Source organism: Delftia sp. JD2 (assembly GCF_001682645.1).
Taxonomy (GTDB): domain Bacteria; phylum Pseudomonadota; class Gammaproteobacteria; order Burkholderiales; family Burkholderiaceae_C; genus Comamonas; species Comamonas acidovorans.
On the sequence record NZ_LFJT01000011.1, the window covers coordinates 54301 to 72775 of the forward strand.

Below are 18475 nucleotides of genomic sequence, written 5' to 3' on the forward strand. Positions count from 1 at the left end.
GCTCGAGCGGCAACTGAAAATAAATCGGGAGACGCATTGGCAATGCAAGACATATCAAAAGTCCGCTTTGAATCGCTCGCCGCCTACTGCCGGCAGCCGGAAGCACTCCTCGCCGCAGAGGAGGTTCGATGGCTACAAGCTCATAACGAGGCAATTCTGGTGGTCGTGATTCGGGACATCACGGACGACGACTACTCGGCGATGCTTCTCGCGCGCGACTTGAAGGAACGCTACCGTTGGGTAGAGATGACGCCGTTCCTCGACACTGTCGAAGAAGCGCTTGCCGCAGCGCCTGAGCGCGTCGAGCGCGTGTTCTCAGACCTCGAGACCCAGCGGGTTCAGGGTGATGAGAAGGGCGAGCCGGTCGACTTCTTTACCCCCGTTGTGGCAGCGGTGAAACTCAATCCTGACTTCGTGAAAATCACCACGCTCGGCGGGTACTCGCCGGCCGTGGAGCTGATGAAGCCGATGATGCGCTGGTACGAGGATGCAGACGGTAACTTTGTTGAGCAGTTCCAAACCACAGGATTCAACACTCGGCTGTGGGAGCTTTACCTCTTCGCGGCACTGGTCGAGGCCGGCTACATCTTCGACAAAACTGAGCCCATGCCCGACTATTGCGCAAGAAATGCGCTGGGCGAACTCTGCATTGAGGCTACAACGATAAACCCATCTCGAACACGGGCGGGTGCATTGATACCTCCACCGCCTCACGATACCGAAGAACAGATGCTCGAGTACGAGCGCAAGTACATGCCGACTCGATACGCTGGCCCGTTGACGACCAAGCTGGCGAAGAAGTACTGGGAGAAGGCACATGTGGAGGGACGCCCTCTGGCCATTGCCATTCAAGACTTCCACGCCCCTAACTTGATGAGCTTAGGGCGGACTGCGCTACCAATGTATCTCTACGGCATGGAGTGGAATGGGGATAGGGCGACCGATGGAACGCTTGTCATCACGCCGAAGAAGCTTAAGGAGCATGTGTGGGGGACGAAGGTCGTCGCATCGGACTTCTTCTCACTGCCAGGGGCCGAGAACATCAGCGCGGTGATTGCAAATGCGAGCGCCACCGTGTCGAAGTTCAATCGTATGGGAGTGCTCGCTGGCTTCGGCTCTAAGGAAGTTCGAATGCTTAGAGCAGGAAAGGCCGTGAACCCGGACCCTAACGCGGATATGCCTCTAACGTTCGTTCATGATGTGTCCGCTGCCGACTACAGCGAGGCATGGGTGGAAGGGATGGAGGTTTTCCACAATCCCAATGCACTGCATCCGCTGTCGCCTGCAATGCTGCCGGGTGCTGCGCATCACCGGCTCTTGGCTGATGGCCAGTTGGCGTCCCTCATGCCACCGTGGCACCCCCTCGGTTCCGTGACGCAAATTTTCATGCCGGAATGAATGCGCTCCAACCACAGCCGTCTGGGCCGCTCCCAAGCAACGCAGAGCGATGCCGAAGATAGCGCCCTGCTGACTGGCCGCACTCGTCATTCCTCTTGTTGCCCTTGTGCTATGGGCAGGCCTGCTGCAGGAGGAGCGAGAATCAGGAAAAAATGGGGTTTCTCCGGGCCCAGTCTTCTCACTGCCTCAAGCCCATCTTGGTCGCGGTCTTTGGATGGTGCATGCTGGCGATTTGGGCGGTGTCTGCAGTGGGCGCCGCACCTTCTATTTTGATGGAGCCTGTGTCAAGAGGCCCGGTAGCAACGCAGTGGGCCGTAGCCCTCGGGGCATTCTGCGCCACGTGGGTTGTACTCGGTCGACTTCTGTCATTGACTGCAATATCTAGAGCCACAAGCATGCTTAGCGCTCTTGGCATTTGGCTAGCTCTGACGCTCTCGCTGCCGCCCGGCGGACATCGTGATGCTTGCTAGCCAGAAGTCTCCCCTCACGGCTGAAATCCATCATTGCCATTCGCGATGCGCAAAACCCAAGGCGAAGAGAGCGAACAGGGTCTAGCAGAGACTTGGTATGGCGAGCACCCTGAGGTGCAAGTGCACGTGCGTGCAGTGTGGCCCGCAAGTTTCATGGTCCGTGCACTAGACCAGGGTGAGACCACGCACCGGCCATGAAAGAAGCCGGTGAGCGGTTTGATGCAGAACATGAGTAACTGTGCAGGTGACGTCGGGGACCACGTCTCAGTGGTCGGCAAAGGCGCTCAGCGATGCCGATGTCATCTCCATTAGCGCCGAAAACATGATGAGCGCCTTCTACAAATCTCTGCCCGACACCTTTGGTTTGCGCGCGGTTGAACCCTTGCACATTAAGCCTTCTGCCATCTTGGTGCGACCGGGCAACGCGTTCAAGCCCGATGCGACCTTGTCTTGCGATAGCCAGGAATATTTGCAGACCGTGACGCACACCACACATGACTTCGGCACCGAAAGCAGCTGTCAGTTCACGTATGTGTACGGGCGAACGCTCGGGAAGTCTCTTACCCGCGAGGCTCCTCACCTCGAGCTGAAATCAACGGATGCTGTAAGTCCATCACCTCAGGCGCCCTACGGCACTCAGCACAAATTCCCAAAAAATGGTGGTCAACCGAATGTCCGAGCGAATTTATGCTTGAGCTATGCCAATATTCTGGTGAGCACAGACCGATAGTATGCCGGCATATTTTTAAGAATAACTAAAGCGTCATCTCTATGCCTTCTAATAACTCTCTTTGCATCAAAAGCCGAATGTATTCTAAATCTAGTCTCTATAGTTGTTAGCGATTGAGCGATAACTCGGTCAGCGAAACCCGCTTCAAAATACCCAATCGCCTTTAATGAAGGCACTCCGTATTTCAGTCTTTTAAGCAAAAAGTCAAAATCTCCGTCCTGTTTTACCGTTAGCCCGCCTTCTCCACGGCATGCCCTATATGACTCCTTAATTGCTGCAAGGTGTAGACAAAATTCAAAGCTGAAAGCCTTCTCACACATGCTCACAAGAGTGTCATAGGTAATTCTTTCTCGTCGCGTCTTATGCTGGATAACTGCAGATTTATTATCAAGCGCACTCATCATCTGATAGTACGAGTCTCCATTAATCCACATAGTTGCAATATCTTTCGCAGCATTGGCGGGCTCGAGCTTGCGGAGGTCCGAGTTCTCAGTGATGGGGCGTAGTATCTTCCAAACCGTATCGAACAAAGATTCTGAAGAGTCACAAAGCTCCAACTCAAAATCGTTCTGCATCACCCATTCATCAATCCTTGCAGACAAATCAACACCCAGCAGATTTTTACCATACCGATTTTGCGTTTCTGCATCGGGCACTTTGGCCTCTAATCGCTTTGCTATATACTCAAAAACGGACTCTAGTTCACCTCTTTGCTCCTCGGTTGCCAGCGAATAAGCATAGGTGGAATGAGCCAGCGTTTTCGCCATTTCGACTATCTCGACATCCTCATCATCGGCTGGGCGATAGTTCATCAGGAAACTCTCAACCGCCTCTATAGCCTCACGCTTGCGCTGCAGAAGTCTAAGTAGACGGGCAGCATGTGGCTTCAGTATTTTGCTATTGATGCCACGGAGTTCCTTATGGTAGTCATCCGGAGAATCAATAAGCCTATATACAATATCGTCGAAGTCCCATTTCAGCTTCGCCTTCAAATTCCGGTTAACGTTTGGTGGAACTAGCAAGTCAAGCAGTGAACTTCCTGTCTTGGCAGTTTCTGTCGGCTCAATGAGTTCAACACTTGCATCCCAAGCTCTTTCTTTTTCATCGTAGATGCTCGCATTAGCAAAAATGATGGTACCTTCCTCGTGCATCCCGGCTCTGCCAGAGCGGCCTATGAGGTTATTGAAATCGCGAGATTTTATTTCATCAGGGCCGACTAGAGAGCTGTTAACAATCAGATAGCGAATGGGCAAATTCACCCCCTGCGCCAATGTGGATGTACATGAAATGAAGCGAATGTGAGACTCCTTCATTGCGTGCTCAATAGCCAAGCGTATGCCATGAGGCGTCTCTCCATGATGAACGAAAACACCTAGTTTTGCAGCCTTCGAGAGATTGGCTCCTTCGCTGAAGTTCAGAGTGTAAAGATTATGCAGTCGCTTGACCTCGACGGCATCGCTGTAATCGATTGGGTAGGCGTACTCAGCGCCCCTTTTCACAAGGTTATCTATTACCTCGTTCGCGACCTTACTTGCAGAGGCGGGCAGTCGTGAGTAGACCGCCACAGGTCCTTTTTTCGCGAGCTTGAGACCTAAGTAAAGAGCGACCGATGCTGCATCGGATTCGTCCGGAAAGACACGAGTCTTTTTTTCTTTCGCAAGAGATTCCAGCCGAATAGGAGATATCACTCTGGGTACAAAGAAGCCCCGCTGCCCTGGAATTGCCGAAATGAACTGTAATTGCCCCAACCCTCCCGCTGCCTTAGAAGGGAAGCTGGTATAGGCAATCATTCGACGGCTTTGCCGTGCATCGTCATGGACTGTGCGAGCGTCGTCCCCAAATAGCCACTCCGCAATTTCGTCCGCATTGCCTACGACTGCAGACACCAAAACACTCTGAGTTGTTATTGGTGTACTGCGTTTTATGGCCGTTAACAGCAGCTCATATGTAACTCCGCGCTTGCCAGTGTCGAATTGATGCGCCTCATCGTAAATAAGAAGTCCCACCCCCTCGAGAAATCCTCCATCCTGCCGGATGGCATATAGAAGCTTTTCCGGAGTGACCACCAAAACCTTTTGCTCCTCTGAATCAGCATCTGTTTCGGGTCGCGTCCTTAAATAATCTCGCTGCAGAGCATCTGAGAGCTGGTTAACTGCATAACCGTCTTCTACAAACGCTTCATGCAAACTATTCGCAATTTCGTGACACAGCGCCCGGAAAGGGGCTACCACTATGACCGTTCTAGTTCTAGATGCTTGGAACGCAGAGCGGATGATAAGCTCGGTCGCCTTGGTTTTACCCGCGCTAGTAGGCATTTGCACGACAGCAGACTCACCTCTTAGAACGCCAGCTTCAGCGAGTGCTCTCTGCGAGGGCCAGAACTCCTTGAGTGAATCCTTGCGCGATAGGAACGATGCCCAAACTTCTGCTGCTAAGTCTGTAGATGCGGGCAACATAGTCCAAGCGGAACATTGGTACCGCCGAATTACGATGGCTGCCAACAGCGAGAGAAGCAGGAAATCTTGCGGTGAGGCATCTTCTAAGATGTGCAGCCAAAGTCCCAAGAGACTTTCGCGCGCAAGTGTTGAAGTTTCACCTTCGTGGTAATGCGCATGGAGATGCTGAAGCAGTCGAGGTAGATGGGCAGTGGAGACTTCATCGGATTTGGAGGGGGAAGTCCAAGGCTCCTTAAGTACATGTAGGAGTAGTCGAGCGCTGGAGTCATTTCCGAGCATGTCTACGTTAATATCTTTGTAGACAGCCATCGACGTGCCAGGTGAGCCCGCCAAATAAAAACCAGCTGCCGCGAGGAGACGTAACATCTCCGATAGCTCAGGCGTGGCTTTGGAATTTGCAATTCCAGACAATACTTGAGAGGCGAAGAGTACGCTGGCTGGCTCCGTCGAGCGGCTGGTCAACTCATCGAATTCTGTTGCTAGAACTTCTATTGCACGGTCGCCAATTATTCCCAGTGCGAGAGGGAACTGGTGCTCTAAGTTGACGCCCTCGGGAATCTGTAGATGGTCTTCCTCTGGTATATCAAACTCATACATCTTTCCCTTGGAAAGCGTGATTGCAGCATAGCGCTGGGCTGCTTTACTAGGATTCATCAGCCGCCCTTTGATATAGCGCGTGAACGAAGGTCATTAAATCATCTCCGCGTATGCATAGTAGGTCAAGCTGGTTTACGTAAGGGTGGCCTGCGCATACGGTCGCAGCAATGGTTTTGGCATTAAATGCGGAAGCTGTGGAACACAGGACCGCCGCGGCCGCATACTTCTGTACGAATGGTCTGGCTGGAGGGTCTTGAAATCTTTCGACATAATCAGCTTGCTCCTCTTCACCAATGTCGAGAAGTCGGTTCTTCATCGCATTAAGTGACTGAGCTATGCGAAAGTGGTCTTTTGCGGAATCGGTAACCGCATCCTGCAATCTGTTTACATTACCCTTACTAAGCTTCGCCTTGGATTCAACAGAAAGCAGTTCGTCGCCAGGAGAATGGTCCTGCGGGTTATTGCTGTGAATTAGCAGGCCAATTACATCGCTACCTTTAGATGATTCATCACGCACTTTCTTATCTGAGTAACGAGTCCGAGGAACAAAGTATTTCAAGATTGACTCAAGAAGGTCAGAGATTAAAATTTCTGCGAAATCGCCGGCTCGTATTCCTGGTCCAAATCCAGAGTGCTGGTCTGGGAACTTAAAGTCTATGAGGTACTCTCCATTCGTCTTCGCTGTAGTTCCTCTACGCCTTCGAGAAATTTCTCGGTCTAGGCAGTAATGCTGGCGGAAATGCTTTGCCCAAGCTGACATTGTTCCTGCATCAAGAACATCATGTGTGAGATGATACAAATGGACTTCGCGACCTTCACCAGTTTGTATCGAAGTTTGCTTTTTTAGCCACCTGACATGGGGCAGAGGCCCTACTTTCACCGTCATACATCGGTCCTCTGAAGTAGATGTTCAGAACATTATGCTCGACCGATTCATTTGCTCACAATGTAGTCTCTTTAGAAAACGACAACTCGATTGCTATGAACTTGGCTCCATACTTGTGTCTGCTTAGTCACACTTATCTGCAACTGAAAGTAAGCACAAACTTGCCAAACAATTTATAAAAAAGAAAATAGCTCAAAATGCACTGGACACTGCATTCAGCACGAGCTGTTACTTGCGTGGGAGTTCAGTTCAACAGGCCTTGCAACCAGGGATGTATTTGCATCCGCAGACAAGAAACAAAAACTTTCCATCTCAAGAAGAAAAACTGGCTAACACACAAACCATGTCTTTCTTTAAAGTTCATCGTACCAACTGAGCAGTTCGCAAAATCAGTTGGCCCCTGCGGCCCGGCCGCATTTTTCAGACACGCATCACCTACCTACTAGTAGGTTTGGAAGAAATATGAACGCAATTTTTGAAGGCAAGAAGCTCTTGGTCGTCGGTGGTACCAGTGGGATGGGTTTTGAAACAGCACGCATGTTCCTTGAGCGGGGCGGCAAGGTGGTCATCATTGGCCATCGAGCAGACAAGACAGAGGCCGCTGGCAAAGAACTGGCAACGGTAGGCGAAGTGGACTCGCTGACTGCTGACCTCACCACCGACAGTGGCGTTAAAGACGTGATTGCGTTTCTTGACGGCAAGCACGCAGACGTAACCCACGTGGTCAACGCTGCGGGAGTCTTCTTCCCGAAGTCCTTCCTGGAGCACACTCACCACGACTACGACATGTACCAGCAGCTCAATCGAGCGTTCTTCTTCATCACCCAAAACGTGGTGAAGAAGTTGGTGGCGGCTGGCGGCAAGGGCGCGATAGTAAACATCGGCTCAATGTGGGGCAAGCAAGCCATTCAGGCCACGCCGTCGTCGGCTTACTCCATGGCCAAGGCCGGCCTGCATTCGTTGACGCAGCATCTGGCAATGGAACTGGCGCAGCACGGCATCCGCGTAAATGCTGTCGCACCTGCAGTGGTACAGACCCCCATCTACGAGGGATTCATCCCGAAGGAGCAGGTCCACACCGCACTGCAAGGATTCAACAGCTTCCACCCCATCGGTCGAGTCGGCACGCCACGGGACGTTGCAGAGGCCGTCACGTTCCTGCTGTCCGACAAGGCTGGCTGGGTCACTGGTGCGGTATGGGACGTTGATGGCGGCGTGATGGCCGGTCGTAACCAGGCCTGAAGCACTAGGCGAGTGGCGGAGAAGGCCTGCTCCTGCAGAATGCAGCCACCGCCCTTGTCAAGATTCACACCAGAATGAAGCACTTTTCCGAACTCTCCCCTTCTGCAGAGCGCATCGTCAATGCAGCTGAAGACTTGGTGCAGCAGTTCGGCTTCAACGGCTTTTCTTTTGAAGACATCGCGCAAGTGGTGGGCATCCGCAAGCCGAGCATCTACCACCACTTTCCTTCCAAGCATGAGCTAGTAGCGGTGATGACACAGCGCTACACACATCGCTTCTGTGCTCGGCTAGAGGACATCGAAGCGAGCTTCGGCGGAGCGACCGAACGTTTGCAAGGACACGCGGCCCTGTTCTCAGAGTCGCTAGGTAAAGAAGGGCGACTCTGCGCATGCGGCATCCTGGGAGCTGAACGCAATTCGCTGCCTGAGTCACTTCGGCTGCAGGTGAAGGACTTCTTCACGCGCAACGTGACCTGGCTGGAGAACGTCATCGTGGCAGGTCAAAAGCAGGGCCAGCTGATAGACACAGTACCTGCGGCTCAGTTGGCCCAACTCTGGCTAAGTGCACAGGAAGGGGCACTGCTGGTCGGCGGAACCTACCAAGGCCCAACACCGGAAAGCATCGCCTGCGCACTACTAGCAAGCTGGCAGCGCTAATGCCGTCTTACTTATCATCCGGGCATCGAAATTTGGCCTCCGCAAAAAGCCAATCACGGAATGCGACCAGCTTCGGCTTGGAGATGCACTCGGGCCTGTAGACGACGTAATACGCAAGAGGGGAATGGAAGCGCTGCTCCGGAAAGAGTCGTACCAGCCTGCCTGAAACGACGTCATCGCACGCCATAACGCTACGCGCCAACGCCACGCCCTGCCCATCGACCGCTGCTTGGAGCACCGCAGCAGAGTTGTTGATGCGCATGCCTCGCTCAGTCGACACGCCGGAAACGCCTGCGTGTCTGCACCAGGCTTCCCATGTAGCAAAGCCGGTGCTTGAGTCGATGGATAGGTCATGTATGAGCATCTGTCCAGCCAAGTCCTGAGGAGCCTTGAGCCGCGACTTGCGCAGCAGCGCAGGTGAGCACACGGGATAGACCTCTTCTTCCATGAGCTTCTCAGCGGTCAACCCATCCCAGCTTCCTAAGCCGTAGCGCACACCGATATCGATGCCCTGCGCAACGAAATCTACCGCCTTGTGGTTGGTGTCAAGACGCACATCAGTCTCTGGCCATGCCACATGAAATCTCTCGATGCGAGGCAGCAACCATTTGGCGGCAAATGCCGGGCTCACCGTGACGGTCAACGTTCCTTGTGCTGACGCCTCCTGAAGCTTTGATATTCCCAGACTTAGTCGGTCGAACCCCGCGCGGATATCCGGCAAAGCAAGTTGCGCAGCCTCCGTAGGAACGAGCCGAACCTTTCCACCTGGAGCTCGAGTAAACAGCGGAGCCCCTACCCAATCCTCAAGCCCACGCACCAACTGCCCTACCGCAGCAGAGGTGACGTTGAGCTCCTTGGCTGCTCCAGCGAAGCTTTGGTGCCTCGCTGCAGCCTCGAAGGCGCGCAGCGCATTTAGATAGACAGGCGAAGACATGTATAGAAAGTTTTTCTTTAATAGACGCAAAGAATATCACATTTGCGCAAACTTCCCAATGGAAGAAAAATACGTACTCCTCCTGTAGACCTCTGCAAGAAGACAGCCCACTCAAGAAGGGGCAGACTTTTTACAGATAGTTTTACTTTATTTGAAAGCAACAGCATTCGGACTCGTTCTGACGAAAGGCACACCGGCAATGGCATACCTGCAAATCACTCTCAAAGTCGCCGCTACGAACCGCCCCGCGGCTGCTGGTGTGTATCAGCACTTCAAAGCAGCGTTCCTGAAAGACATCAAGGGAGCGCAATCCAAACAACTCCTAGTTCGCGATGAAGACGTCCAGGTCCTCCATGGCTTCGATTCGGTGGAGAACGCTCAGGCCTACCTCCAATCGTCCCTCTTCACCACCGACGTTGTGGGCGCGCTTGGTCCCCTACTCGATGCGGCGCCCGAAGTCCGCATTTATCAAATTGCTTAACCCCTCATCGAACCTGAAGGACCCATCATGATGAAAGACTGGAACAACTTCCGCACGGACCTGCACGCTCGCGTCGGCGACTTCGCAAAGCTCAATCCCGATGTCATGCGCGCCCTGTCGGCCATCGATGCAGGCGTCGCCAAGTCTGGCCTGCTCGATGCCAAGACCCACGAGCTCATCGCACTGGCAGTCTCGGTGACAACCCGCTGCGATGGCTGCATCGCCACCCATACCAAGAAGGCTGTCGAGGCCGGTGCGACGCGCGGCGAAATCTCCGAAGCGCTGAGCGTGGCCATTTCCCTGAATGCCGGCGCAGCCCTGACCTACACGGCACGTGTGCTGGATGCGCACGACGCACTGACTGCCGCCTGAAAACCAGTGGGCAGCCGGCCTCGAACCAAGGCCGGCCGCGAAGACGCCATGCAAATCAACTCCGACTTCTCCCGCTCCGTGCGCATCTCCAGCGATGAGCAGCACTGGATTGCCTCGCCGCAATCCGGTGTAGAGCGCGTCATGCTGGACCGCATTGGAGCGGAGGATGCACGCGCCACATCGCTGGTCCGCTACGCCAGGGGCTCCTCATTCCCGCGGCACGCCCATCCCCAGGGTGAGGAAATTCTTGTTCTGGCTGGCACGTTCTCTGACGACAGCGGCGACTATCCAGCCGGCTGGTATCTCAGAAACCCTCCGGGCTCATCCCACCGCCCTCATAGCGACGAGGGAGCGCTGATTTTCGTGAAGCTGCGGCAGATGCATGTCACGCAGGACACGTTGCGCATCAACACCTGCTCTTCGAAAAACTGGCAACAACGCGCTGACCACAGCGTCTGCAACCTCTACTGCAGTTACGGGGAACAAGTGAGTCTCGTGCGACTCGACGAAGGCGCATTGCTGCCCACCCAAACGCGAGGTGGGGCTGAGATTTTGGTCCTCTCGGGTGCCCTGCGCGAAGGCTCACAGCTGCACGGCCCGAGTAGCTGGATACGCCTTGCCCCAGGCGAAAACTGCCAGCTCCACGCCCAAGCCCCTGACACAACGGTCTACCTCAAGACAGGGCATCTGGGTGACCTTCCTTTCATCGAGTGATGTCATGAATACCCAATCGATTGCCATCGTGGGTGCGGGGCTGAGCGGCATCTACGCGGCCTACCTGCTGGAAAAAGCTGGAGTGTCCAACTACCAGGTCTTGGAAGCCAGCGAACGTCTGGGTGGACGAATCCGGTCTGAAGAATACCGTTCTTCCCGAAGCAGCAGCGAGCGTCTGGACCTCGGGGCAGCCTGGTTCTGGCCACACATGCAGCCTGAGCTCGACGACTTGGTCCGAAGTCTTCGCTTGAAGGTCTACGCCCAACATGAACAAGGGGGGATGATGGTCGAACGCTCACCAGAGACCGCTCCAACACGTCATGCCGGCTACTTAAGCTCCCCACCTTCCATGCGCATCGAAGGCGGCATGCTTGCCTTGGTAGACAGACTGAGCACAAGCATTGCTTCCGAGCGCATTCACCTGGACCGTCGTGTCACAGCCATCAGTGCCACCGACGCAGGCGTCACGCTTGAAGTGCAAACCGGCTCAGGCGAAATCGAATACCTGTCGGCCGACCATGTGCTGCTGGCGATTCCCCCTCGGCTTGCCGCGACGACCATCCAGTTCACGCCGAAGCTTCCTTCCAACGTACTCGACCAGTGGCACAACACTGCCACTTGGATGGCTCCGCACGCCAAATACCTCGCTGTCTATTCCACACCGTTCTGGCGAGACGAAGGCCTTTCCGGAGAGGCCCGCAGCTTCTCGGGGCCCATGGGTGAAATCCACGATGCATCCTTGCCCGAAGGAACAGGCGCCTTGTTTGGCTTTCTGGGTGTTCCTGCCCACACACGCAAACGTGTTTCATCGCAGGCCCTGCAGCGTCTGTGCCGCGCGCAATTTGTGAGGTTGTTTGGAGCCAAGGCAGCCCACCCCGTAGCCGAGTGGCTCGTGGACTGGTCGCAGTCTTCGTTGACGGCTACATCCGCAGATGAACAGTCCGATGGTCAACATCCCATGCCGCCTAGCCCACGGGTGGACGAAGGTCCGTGGCGAACCCGCATTTCGGGAGTCGCAAGCGAGTGGTCCCAGACCTACCCGGGCTACGTTGCCGGCGCCGTCCAAGCCGCGCAAGTCGCTGTGCACGCGCTGCTAGCTGCACGCACCCCTTCAAGCCAAGCCTCTTCGTCAATCGAGTCGGCTTCGCCTCTCTGAGTCATCCCAACAGCTTCACTCCCTGGAGACCCCTATGAGCAACACATTCAAGGCCATGCAAATTTCCCGACCTGGAGTGCTTGAATTGGTAGAGCGCACCATTCCGAATCCAGGTAGCGGCGAGGTTCTGCTGAAGGTCGAAGCTTGCGGTATCTGCGGCGCAGACGTAGCAGACATTGAAGGCGCCAAGACGGACCTGCCCAGCCCTCGCATCCCAGGCCATGAAGTCGTTGGTCGCATCGTCGCGGTGGGGCCCAATGTCTCGGACAACTGGTCTGTAGGCCGTCGCGTGGGCGTTGGCCGTCTGGGCGGGCATTGCAACGAATGCAGCATGTGCCGTCGCGGCATCTTCCAGCTGTGTAGTAACCAGCATTTTGTTGGCAGCAGCTGCGATGGTGGCTATGCGGAAATGATGCTTGCGCGCAGCACAGGGTTGGTCTCCATCCCTGAAGAGCTAGATTCTGTCGAGGCAGCGCCTCTTCTGTGCGCCGGCATCGCCACGTTCAACGCCATGCGCAAATCCGGCGCCCTGGCCGGAGACCTGGTCGCCATTCAAGGCATAGGCGGACTCGGCCACTTGGCCCTGCAATATGCACGGCGAATGGGTTTTCGCGTTGTCGCGGTAGGCCGTGGCGATGACATCGCCGACGACGTGAAACGTCTGGGTGCGCACGCCTACATCGACACCCACAAAGAAGACCCTGTGCAACGACTGCAGGAAATGGGTGGCGCGCAGTTGATTCTCACTACCCTCACCCACAGTGCCGAGGCATCCAAGCTCGTTGGAGCGCTGGCTCCACAGGGCAAGTTCTTGGTAGTGGGCGCGGGCAAAGACCCGCTGACCGTCTCTCCGGGTTTCATGGTTGTCGGTGAGCGCTCTATTGAGGGAGCCATCACCGGAACGCCCTTTGAGTCGGAACGCACCTTGGACTTCAGCGTCATGGCGGATGTGCACCCAATGGTTGAAACCATGCCGCTTGAGAACGCCGTCGAGGCCTACAAAAAAATGAAGTCTGGGGACGTCAAGTTCCGCATGGTCCTGAGCATGAGCAACTGAGCGCGCGACCGGCAACGCCATGAAGCAGCTGAAGCAAGACCTGCCAATGCTCACCGTGCTGACGGTGGTCACCATGATGGCCTTCGCAGCCAATTCTTTGTTGACTCGGCTTGCCTTTCAGACGACCCACATCGACCCAGCGTCGTTCACTGCGGCACGTCTTGGTGCAGGTGCAGTCGTACTTCTGATAATGAAGAAGATGCGCCTGATGCATGCAGCTGGTGCGCGTGAAGCATGGACTTCGGCAGCAATTCTCTTCGGCTACGCCATCGCTATGTCATACGCCTACCGAGGCATAGGCACTGGGGCAGGTGCACTCGTTCTTTTCGCCGCGGCGCAGGTTCCCATGGCTTTGTCCGGATACCGCAAGGGCGAGCGGACCAGCTCGCTTGGCATCGTGCTCGCACTAGGGGGCCTGATTGCATTCCTTCAACCGTGGCGCTCGTCCGCCACGCTCGGTTCCGCTGCGTTGATGGCCGTTGCCGGCATCGCATGGGGCCTCTATTCGCTGCGCGGCAAAGCCACGGGCAATGCGGTCCAGTGGACGGCAGACAGCTTCATCTACGCAGTTCCGATGGCCGTTCTTTGGCTTCTCCCGACCTGGAGCTTCATAAAGGGTGACCTCAGCGGATTGGCGTACGCCGCTCTATCTGGAGCCATCACATCGGCTCTTTCTTATGTCCTCTGGTATTGGGTCCGTAGCCAGATGACCGCCACCGGCGCAGGGGCTGTTCAGCTTTCTGTACCGGTGCTCAGCGTAGTGCTCGGGGCACTGGTTCTTGGCGAGCACGTATCTGCCTGGAGCCTTATGTCTGCTGGCGTCACCTTAGTTGGCGTCGCCCTTATCTCTATGCGTACCACCCGACCAGCGCAGTAAGCGAACGCTTGTCACCCTCTCCCCTCCCGTAAACAGAAGGAACAACCATGTCTGCAAAGCAAACCACCGCTGCCACGTTCGCTCAGGACGTTCTGGCATCTGAAAAACCTGTGCTCGTCGACTTCTGGGCTGCCTGGTGTGGCCCTTGTCGAATGCTGGCCCCTGTACTGGACGAAGTGGCGGCTGAAAACGAAGACAAGCTGGCGGTCTACAAGGTGAATGTTGATGAGAACCCTCAGCTGGCAGCAGCTTTCCAAATCCGTGGAATCCCTGCGCTGCTGGTGTTCAAAGGCGGTCAGGTCGCCAAGCAGTTCAGCGGTGCGATGCCGAAACAGACCCTTGAGCGGCAGCTCATGGAGTTCTTGAAGTAATCCAACAGTAGCTCGTCTTGCAAACCGCCCTAAGCAAAGGAAAACACATGAGCATTTCGGTGCTGCGTAGCGCACTGCTTTCACTGCTGCTTCTGGTGGGAACCACAGGGTCAATCGCAAGCAACTGGTCAAGCTGGCCGCATCAATCGCGTGCGCCAGAACCGCTTAGCGCCGAGCATGTATTCACATTGACGCCAGTGCAAACCGTGGGCTCCAAGCCCACGGTAACCGGGAATATCGCATCCAACCACTACATCTACCGGACTTCCTTGAAGGCCGAGGATGCTGCCGGAAATCCGGTCGAGCTGCAGTTGCCGGCAGGGGTGATTCATGAAGATGAGTTCTTTGGAAAGACCGAGGTTTACAAGTCACCATCGATAAGCATCGGCTTCGTCAACACGGCTGCGCAAGAGGTCACCATCCACTGGCAGGGCTGCGCCACATCGGGTATCTGCTACCCACCCCAAGTGGCCACGGTGGCCTTGGCTGACCATACTTCGACGGCTACGCCTTCCGCCAATAACAGCGTAGCGAAAATAAAGAGCGCGCCCACGAGGCTCAGCGAAGAGCAGGAGGCTGCTGAAAAGCTCACCTCACTGAACCCCATCGTCAGCGCAGCCGTCTTCTTAGGCTTCGGCTTGCTCCTGGCCTTCACCCCTTGCAGCCTGCCGATGATTCCCATCGTCTCGACCATCGTGATTGGCGGTGCGTCGGCTCGACGGGCTCTTGCACTGGCCTGCACATACACCGTGTCGATGGCCGCCGTATATGCCGGTATGGGCGTGCTGGCTGGCTTGCTGGGAGCCAATCTCCAGGCTGCCTTGCAAACGCCGTGGCTGCTTTCTGCATTTGCCGCATTGTTCGTCGTCCTGGCCATATCGCTGTTCGGAGCCTTCGAGCTCCGTATGCCCGCAGTTGTTCAACAGCGGTTGAATACAGCGGGCCAAGGGCAGAAAGGCGGCAGCCTGCCTGGAGCCATGGTCTTAGGGGTCTTGTCGGCCTTGTTGGTCGGACCTTGCATGACTGCGCCCCTTGCCGGCGCCATGCTTTACGTTGGCCAAAGCGGCAGTGCTGCCACGGGGGGCATCGCCTTGTTCATGTTGGGCATCGGCATGGGTGTGCCCTTGGTTCTGATTGCAAGCTTCGGAGCCCGCCTGTTGCCAAAGCCGGGTCCATGGATGGAGCGCGTTCGCACAGCGTTCGGCTACGTCATGCTGGGGATGGCAATTCTGATGCTGTCGCGCTTCTTGTCAGAGTCCATTGGTATGGCCCTCTGGGGGAGCTTGCTGGTCGCCACCGCCGTGGGCCTGTTTGGCTGGGCGTCAAGCGCACCCACCCTGGACGGGAGGGCGTTGGGCATGCTTCGCTCTCTGGGCATGCTGTCTGGCATCTGGGGACTTTTGGTGCTCATTGGAGCGTCGATGGGCTCCCAGTCGCTGGCTACACCCTTGAGCCAATTGGGCGCTCAAACGGCCGTCCCAGCGCCCGGAATGAGGTTCATTGCCGCACAAAGCATATCGGATGTGGACCGGCATCTGGCGGCGGCGAGCGCCCAAGGCCAATGGACTCTCATCGACTTCTATGCCGACTGGTGCATCAGTTGCCACGTCAACGAAAAGAACGCCCTGAGGGCACCCAAGGTCGTCGAACGGCTTTCACAGCTCCAAGTGCTCAGGCCTGACGTCACCGCCAATGACGCAACCTCCAAGGAGCTCCTGCAACGCTGGGGTGTTCAGGGACCTCCCACCATGCTTTTGGTAGGACCCGACGGAAAAGAACGGCGTGCACAGCGGCTCATTGGAGAGCTGACTGAACAGCAGCTTCTCGAGGCGCTGGATGAAGCCGGCGCCTGACCAGCTGGCGCACATCGAGTTCCAACAACAAGGTTTCAAATTCAAATGAAAAAGTACGTCATTTCCGCACTGATATGCGGAGCCATTGCAGCCGCCTCCACCGCCTGGAGTTTTACAGGCCCTCAGGCACGCCCCCCCGTTCTCAACGCCATCGAAGCCAATGGTGTCAGCGGCCTCAAGGAATTCAAAGTCAACGGAGAACTGCGTGGTTTCGCAGGGCTGGCAGGGCAGGAGCCGATAGCGGTGTATGTCGGCAAGGACGGCAATGCCATCGTCGGCACACGCATCACCGCAGCAGGCGAGCCGATGGACACGAAAGCCATTGATGAGCTCGTGCGCAAACCTGCAGGCGAGCTTGCCTTGAAGCGTCTCGAGTCCTCTCGCTGGATTCAGGACGGCAAGGCGGATGCACCGCGCGTCATCTACGTCATCACTGACCCGAACTGTCCCTGGTGCCACCGGCTGTCCGCTGCAGCCCGTCCCTGGGTGTCATCCGGCAAGGTTCAGCTGCGCCATCTCCTAGTCGGCGTTATCCGTGCAGACAGCGAAGCCAAGGCCGCGGCCATTCTCACGTCGCCGAAACCGCAAGAAGCACTTCAACAGAACGAACGTGACTTCGACAAGGGCGGCATCGCTGCCCTCAAAACCATCTCTAACGAGACCAAGCAAGTGCTGCGGGAAAACGTCACGCTGATGTCTGAGCTGGGCTTCAGAGGTACGCCAGCACTTGTCTATCGCGGACCCCAGGGTGCCGTGGAAATGCTGAGCGGCTTCCCGCAAGGGGCACAAATGCAGCAGGTCTTCGGACCCCAATGAACCGGACGGCCCTGGCCACCACCGAAACAGGAACAGTGACATGGATAAAAAAGACTTCGACCTCTTCGTCATCGGAGGAGGCTCAGGCGGTGTGCGCGCCGCTCGCATCGCCGCTCAACACGGTGCGCGCGTAGCCATTGCAGAAAGTGCGAACTTTGGCGGCACTTGTGTGAACCGAGGCTGTGTTCCGAAGAAGCTGATGGTCTACGCCAGTCGGTACGCTGACCAGTTCACCTCGGGAGCGGCCTATGGTTGGACCCTCCCCGGACAACCCGAATTCCAATGGGGCCGCCTGATTGGCCACAAGGACGTCGAAATCCAGCGGCTGGAAGGCCTGTACGAGCGCAACCTCCAAGGCTCGGGCGTAGAGACACTCTCTGAGCATGCCGAAATCGTTGGCCCGCACACGGTGAAGCTGCATTCGAGTAATCGCCTCGCGACAGCAAACACCATTCTGGTGGCTACAGGAGGACGCCCTGACGTGCCGGCTTTCCCCGGAAACGAACTGGCCATCACCTCCGACCAGCTGTTCCATCTCTCAGAGCAGCCCAAGCGGGTGCTCATCGTTGGCGGTGGATACATCGCCGTGGAATTCGCTGGAATCTTTGCAGGGCTGGGAAGCCAGGTAACCCAATATGTCCGCGGACCTTCTTTGCTGCGAGGCTTTGACGAAGACCTTGCATCGCTGTTGTCCGAGCATCTCGCACGACGTAATGTCCGCATACAGCATGGGCAGGAAGTTCGGCGCATTGAACTCCAGGCAGGTGGGCTTAAGGTCACCGCATCCAACGGAGAGATGCTGGAAGTCGATGCGGTCGTCCTGTGCACAGGTCGCCGGCCCAAAACCGAAGGGCTGGGGCTCGATTCGGTGGGCATGGAGACCAGCGCTGACGGCGCCATCATGGTGGACCCATTCGGGCGTACCAGTGTCGAGTCCATCTACGCCATCGGGGACGTCACCAACCGAATGAACCTCACACCAGTCGCAATCCGCGAAGGGCATGCGCTTGCCGACCGCCTCTATGGCGGTTTGGACGTGCCTCCATTGAACTACGACCTGGTGCCGACCGCCGTCTTCACCACGCCCGAGATTGGGGTGGTGGGTCTCACGGAGAAAGCCGCGCGAGAGAAGTATCCCGAGCTGCGTGTCCTCAAATCCAAGTTCCGTGCAATGGGGCCGGCGTTTGCTGGCTCTCAGGACCAGGTGTTCATCAAGGTCCTGGTGGACGGCCCCACAGACCGGGTCGTCGGCATACACCTCTTGGGTGATGGTGTGGCCGAGATGGTTCAGTTGGTTGGAGTGGCCCTAACTGCCAACGCCAAGTGGAGCGACTTCCGCAACACAGTCGCCTTGCATCCCACTGTCGCAGAAGAAATCGTCACGCTGCGCGGCTAACCGCGCCCCTCTC

17 protein-coding genes are annotated in these 18475 nt (G+C 56.2%); 14 read left to right on the top strand and 3 right to left on the bottom strand.

Annotated features, from left to right (window positions below; genetic code table 11):
* Nucleotides 1-42: 42 nt before the first annotated feature.
* Complete coding sequence (locus tag ACM14_RS08460; RefSeq protein ID WP_084027332.1) at nucleotides 43-1398, top strand: hypothetical protein; 1356 nt, start codon at nucleotides 43-45, stop codon at nucleotides 1396-1398.
* Between the two features lie 795 nt (nucleotides 1399-2193).
* Nucleotides 2194-2598 carry a hypothetical protein gene (locus tag ACM14_RS31480; RefSeq protein WP_139093402.1) on the top strand — a complete coding sequence of 135 codons (405 nt, stop codon included), beginning with the start codon at nucleotides 2194-2196 and terminating at the stop codon, nucleotides 2596-2598.
* On the opposite strand, the gene ACM14_RS08465 is transcribed toward ACM14_RS31480, so the two are convergent.
* Nucleotides 2565-5708: a DEAD/DEAH box helicase gene (locus ACM14_RS08465; RefSeq protein WP_084027333.1), complete on the bottom strand. Its 3144-nt coding sequence runs from the start codon at nucleotides 5706-5708 to the stop codon at nucleotides 2565-2567. The two genes, ACM14_RS31480 and ACM14_RS08465, sit on opposite strands and share 34 nt — an antisense overlap.
* A complete protein-coding gene (locus ACM14_RS08470) occupies nucleotides 5698-6537 on the bottom strand; it encodes a Hachiman antiphage defense system protein HamA (RefSeq protein ID WP_065345899.1) in 840 nt (279 codons plus the stop codon). Before ACM14_RS08470 ends, ACM14_RS08465 begins: the two co-directional genes overlap by 11 nt.
* 462 nt (nucleotides 6538-6999) lie before the next feature.
* On the opposite strand from ACM14_RS08470, the gene ACM14_RS08475 reads away from it, so the two are divergent.
* Both ACM14_RS08475 and ACM14_RS08480 read left to right on the top strand, forming a co-directional pair.
* The gene (locus tag ACM14_RS08475; RefSeq protein ID WP_065345900.1) at nucleotides 7000-7779 is read left to right on the top strand and encodes an SDR family NAD(P)-dependent oxidoreductase; all 780 of its coding nucleotides are present in this window, start codon (nucleotides 7000-7002) and stop codon (nucleotides 7777-7779) included.
* 74 nt (nucleotides 7780-7853) lie between these two features.
* Nucleotides 7854-8435, top strand: a complete 582-nt coding sequence (locus ACM14_RS08480) for a TetR/AcrR family transcriptional regulator (protein ID WP_065345901.1) — start codon at nucleotides 7854-7856, stop codon at nucleotides 8433-8435.
* 7 nt (nucleotides 8436-8442) lie between these two features.
* Here ACM14_RS08480 and gcvA read toward each other — a convergent pair whose 3' ends face one another.
* The gene (gcvA, locus tag ACM14_RS08485; RefSeq protein ID WP_065345902.1) at nucleotides 8443-9369 is read right to left on the bottom strand and encodes a transcriptional regulator GcvA; all 927 of its coding nucleotides are present in this window, start codon (nucleotides 9367-9369) and stop codon (nucleotides 8443-8445) included.
* A 199-nt stretch (nucleotides 9370-9568) separates the two neighbouring features.
* Here gcvA and ACM14_RS08490 point away from each other — a divergent pair, with 199 nt between their 5' ends.
* The 10 genes from ACM14_RS08490 to gorA are packed head-to-tail and all read left to right on the top strand — an operon-like array spanning nucleotide 9569 to nucleotide 18462.
* Nucleotides 9569-9850: a hypothetical protein gene (locus tag ACM14_RS08490; protein WP_065345903.1), complete on the top strand. Its 282-nt coding sequence runs from the start codon at nucleotides 9569-9571 to the stop codon at nucleotides 9848-9850.
* 27 nt (nucleotides 9851-9877) lie between these two features.
* Nucleotides 9878-10222: a carboxymuconolactone decarboxylase family protein gene (locus tag ACM14_RS08495; RefSeq protein ID WP_065345904.1), complete on the top strand. Its 345-nt coding sequence runs from the start codon at nucleotides 9878-9880 to the stop codon at nucleotides 10220-10222.
* A 48-nt stretch (nucleotides 10223-10270) separates the two neighbouring features.
* On the top strand, nucleotides 10271-10936 hold the full coding sequence (locus ACM14_RS08500; RefSeq protein WP_065345905.1) for a cupin domain-containing protein: 666 nt from the start codon (nucleotides 10271-10273) through the stop codon (nucleotides 10934-10936).
* Nucleotides 10937-10940: 4 nt separating this feature from the next.
* A complete protein-coding gene (locus ACM14_RS08505; RefSeq protein WP_065345906.1) occupies nucleotides 10941-12092 on the top strand; it encodes an FAD-dependent oxidoreductase in 1152 nt (383 codons plus the stop codon).
* Nucleotides 12093-12126: 34 nt separating this feature from the next.
* Nucleotides 12127-13149, top strand: a complete 1023-nt coding sequence (locus ACM14_RS08510; protein WP_065345907.1) for an alcohol dehydrogenase — start codon at nucleotides 12127-12129, stop codon at nucleotides 13147-13149.
* A gap of 19 nt (nucleotides 13150-13168) precedes the next feature.
* On the top strand, nucleotides 13169-14026 hold the full coding sequence (locus ACM14_RS08515; protein ID WP_065345908.1) for a DMT family transporter: 858 nt from the start codon (nucleotides 13169-13171) through the stop codon (nucleotides 14024-14026).
* Between the two features lie 47 nt (nucleotides 14027-14073).
* Nucleotides 14074-14397, top strand: a complete 324-nt coding sequence (gene trxA, locus ACM14_RS08520) for a thioredoxin (protein WP_065345909.1) — start codon at nucleotides 14074-14076, stop codon at nucleotides 14395-14397.
* A gap of 47 nt (nucleotides 14398-14444) precedes the next feature.
* Nucleotides 14445-16250: a protein-disulfide reductase DsbD gene (gene dsbD / locus ACM14_RS08525; protein ID WP_065345910.1), complete on the top strand. Its 1806-nt coding sequence runs from the start codon at nucleotides 14445-14447 to the stop codon at nucleotides 16248-16250.
* A 45-nt stretch (nucleotides 16251-16295) separates the two neighbouring features.
* On the top strand, nucleotides 16296-17066 hold the full coding sequence (gene dsbG / locus ACM14_RS08530; RefSeq protein ID WP_065345911.1) for a thiol:disulfide interchange protein DsbG: 771 nt from the start codon (nucleotides 16296-16298) through the stop codon (nucleotides 17064-17066).
* 40 nt (nucleotides 17067-17106) lie between these two features.
* Complete coding sequence (gene gorA, locus ACM14_RS08535; protein ID WP_065345912.1) at nucleotides 17107-18462, top strand: glutathione-disulfide reductase; 1356 nt, start codon at nucleotides 17107-17109, stop codon at nucleotides 18460-18462.
* Nucleotides 18463-18475: the final 13 nt, after the last annotated feature.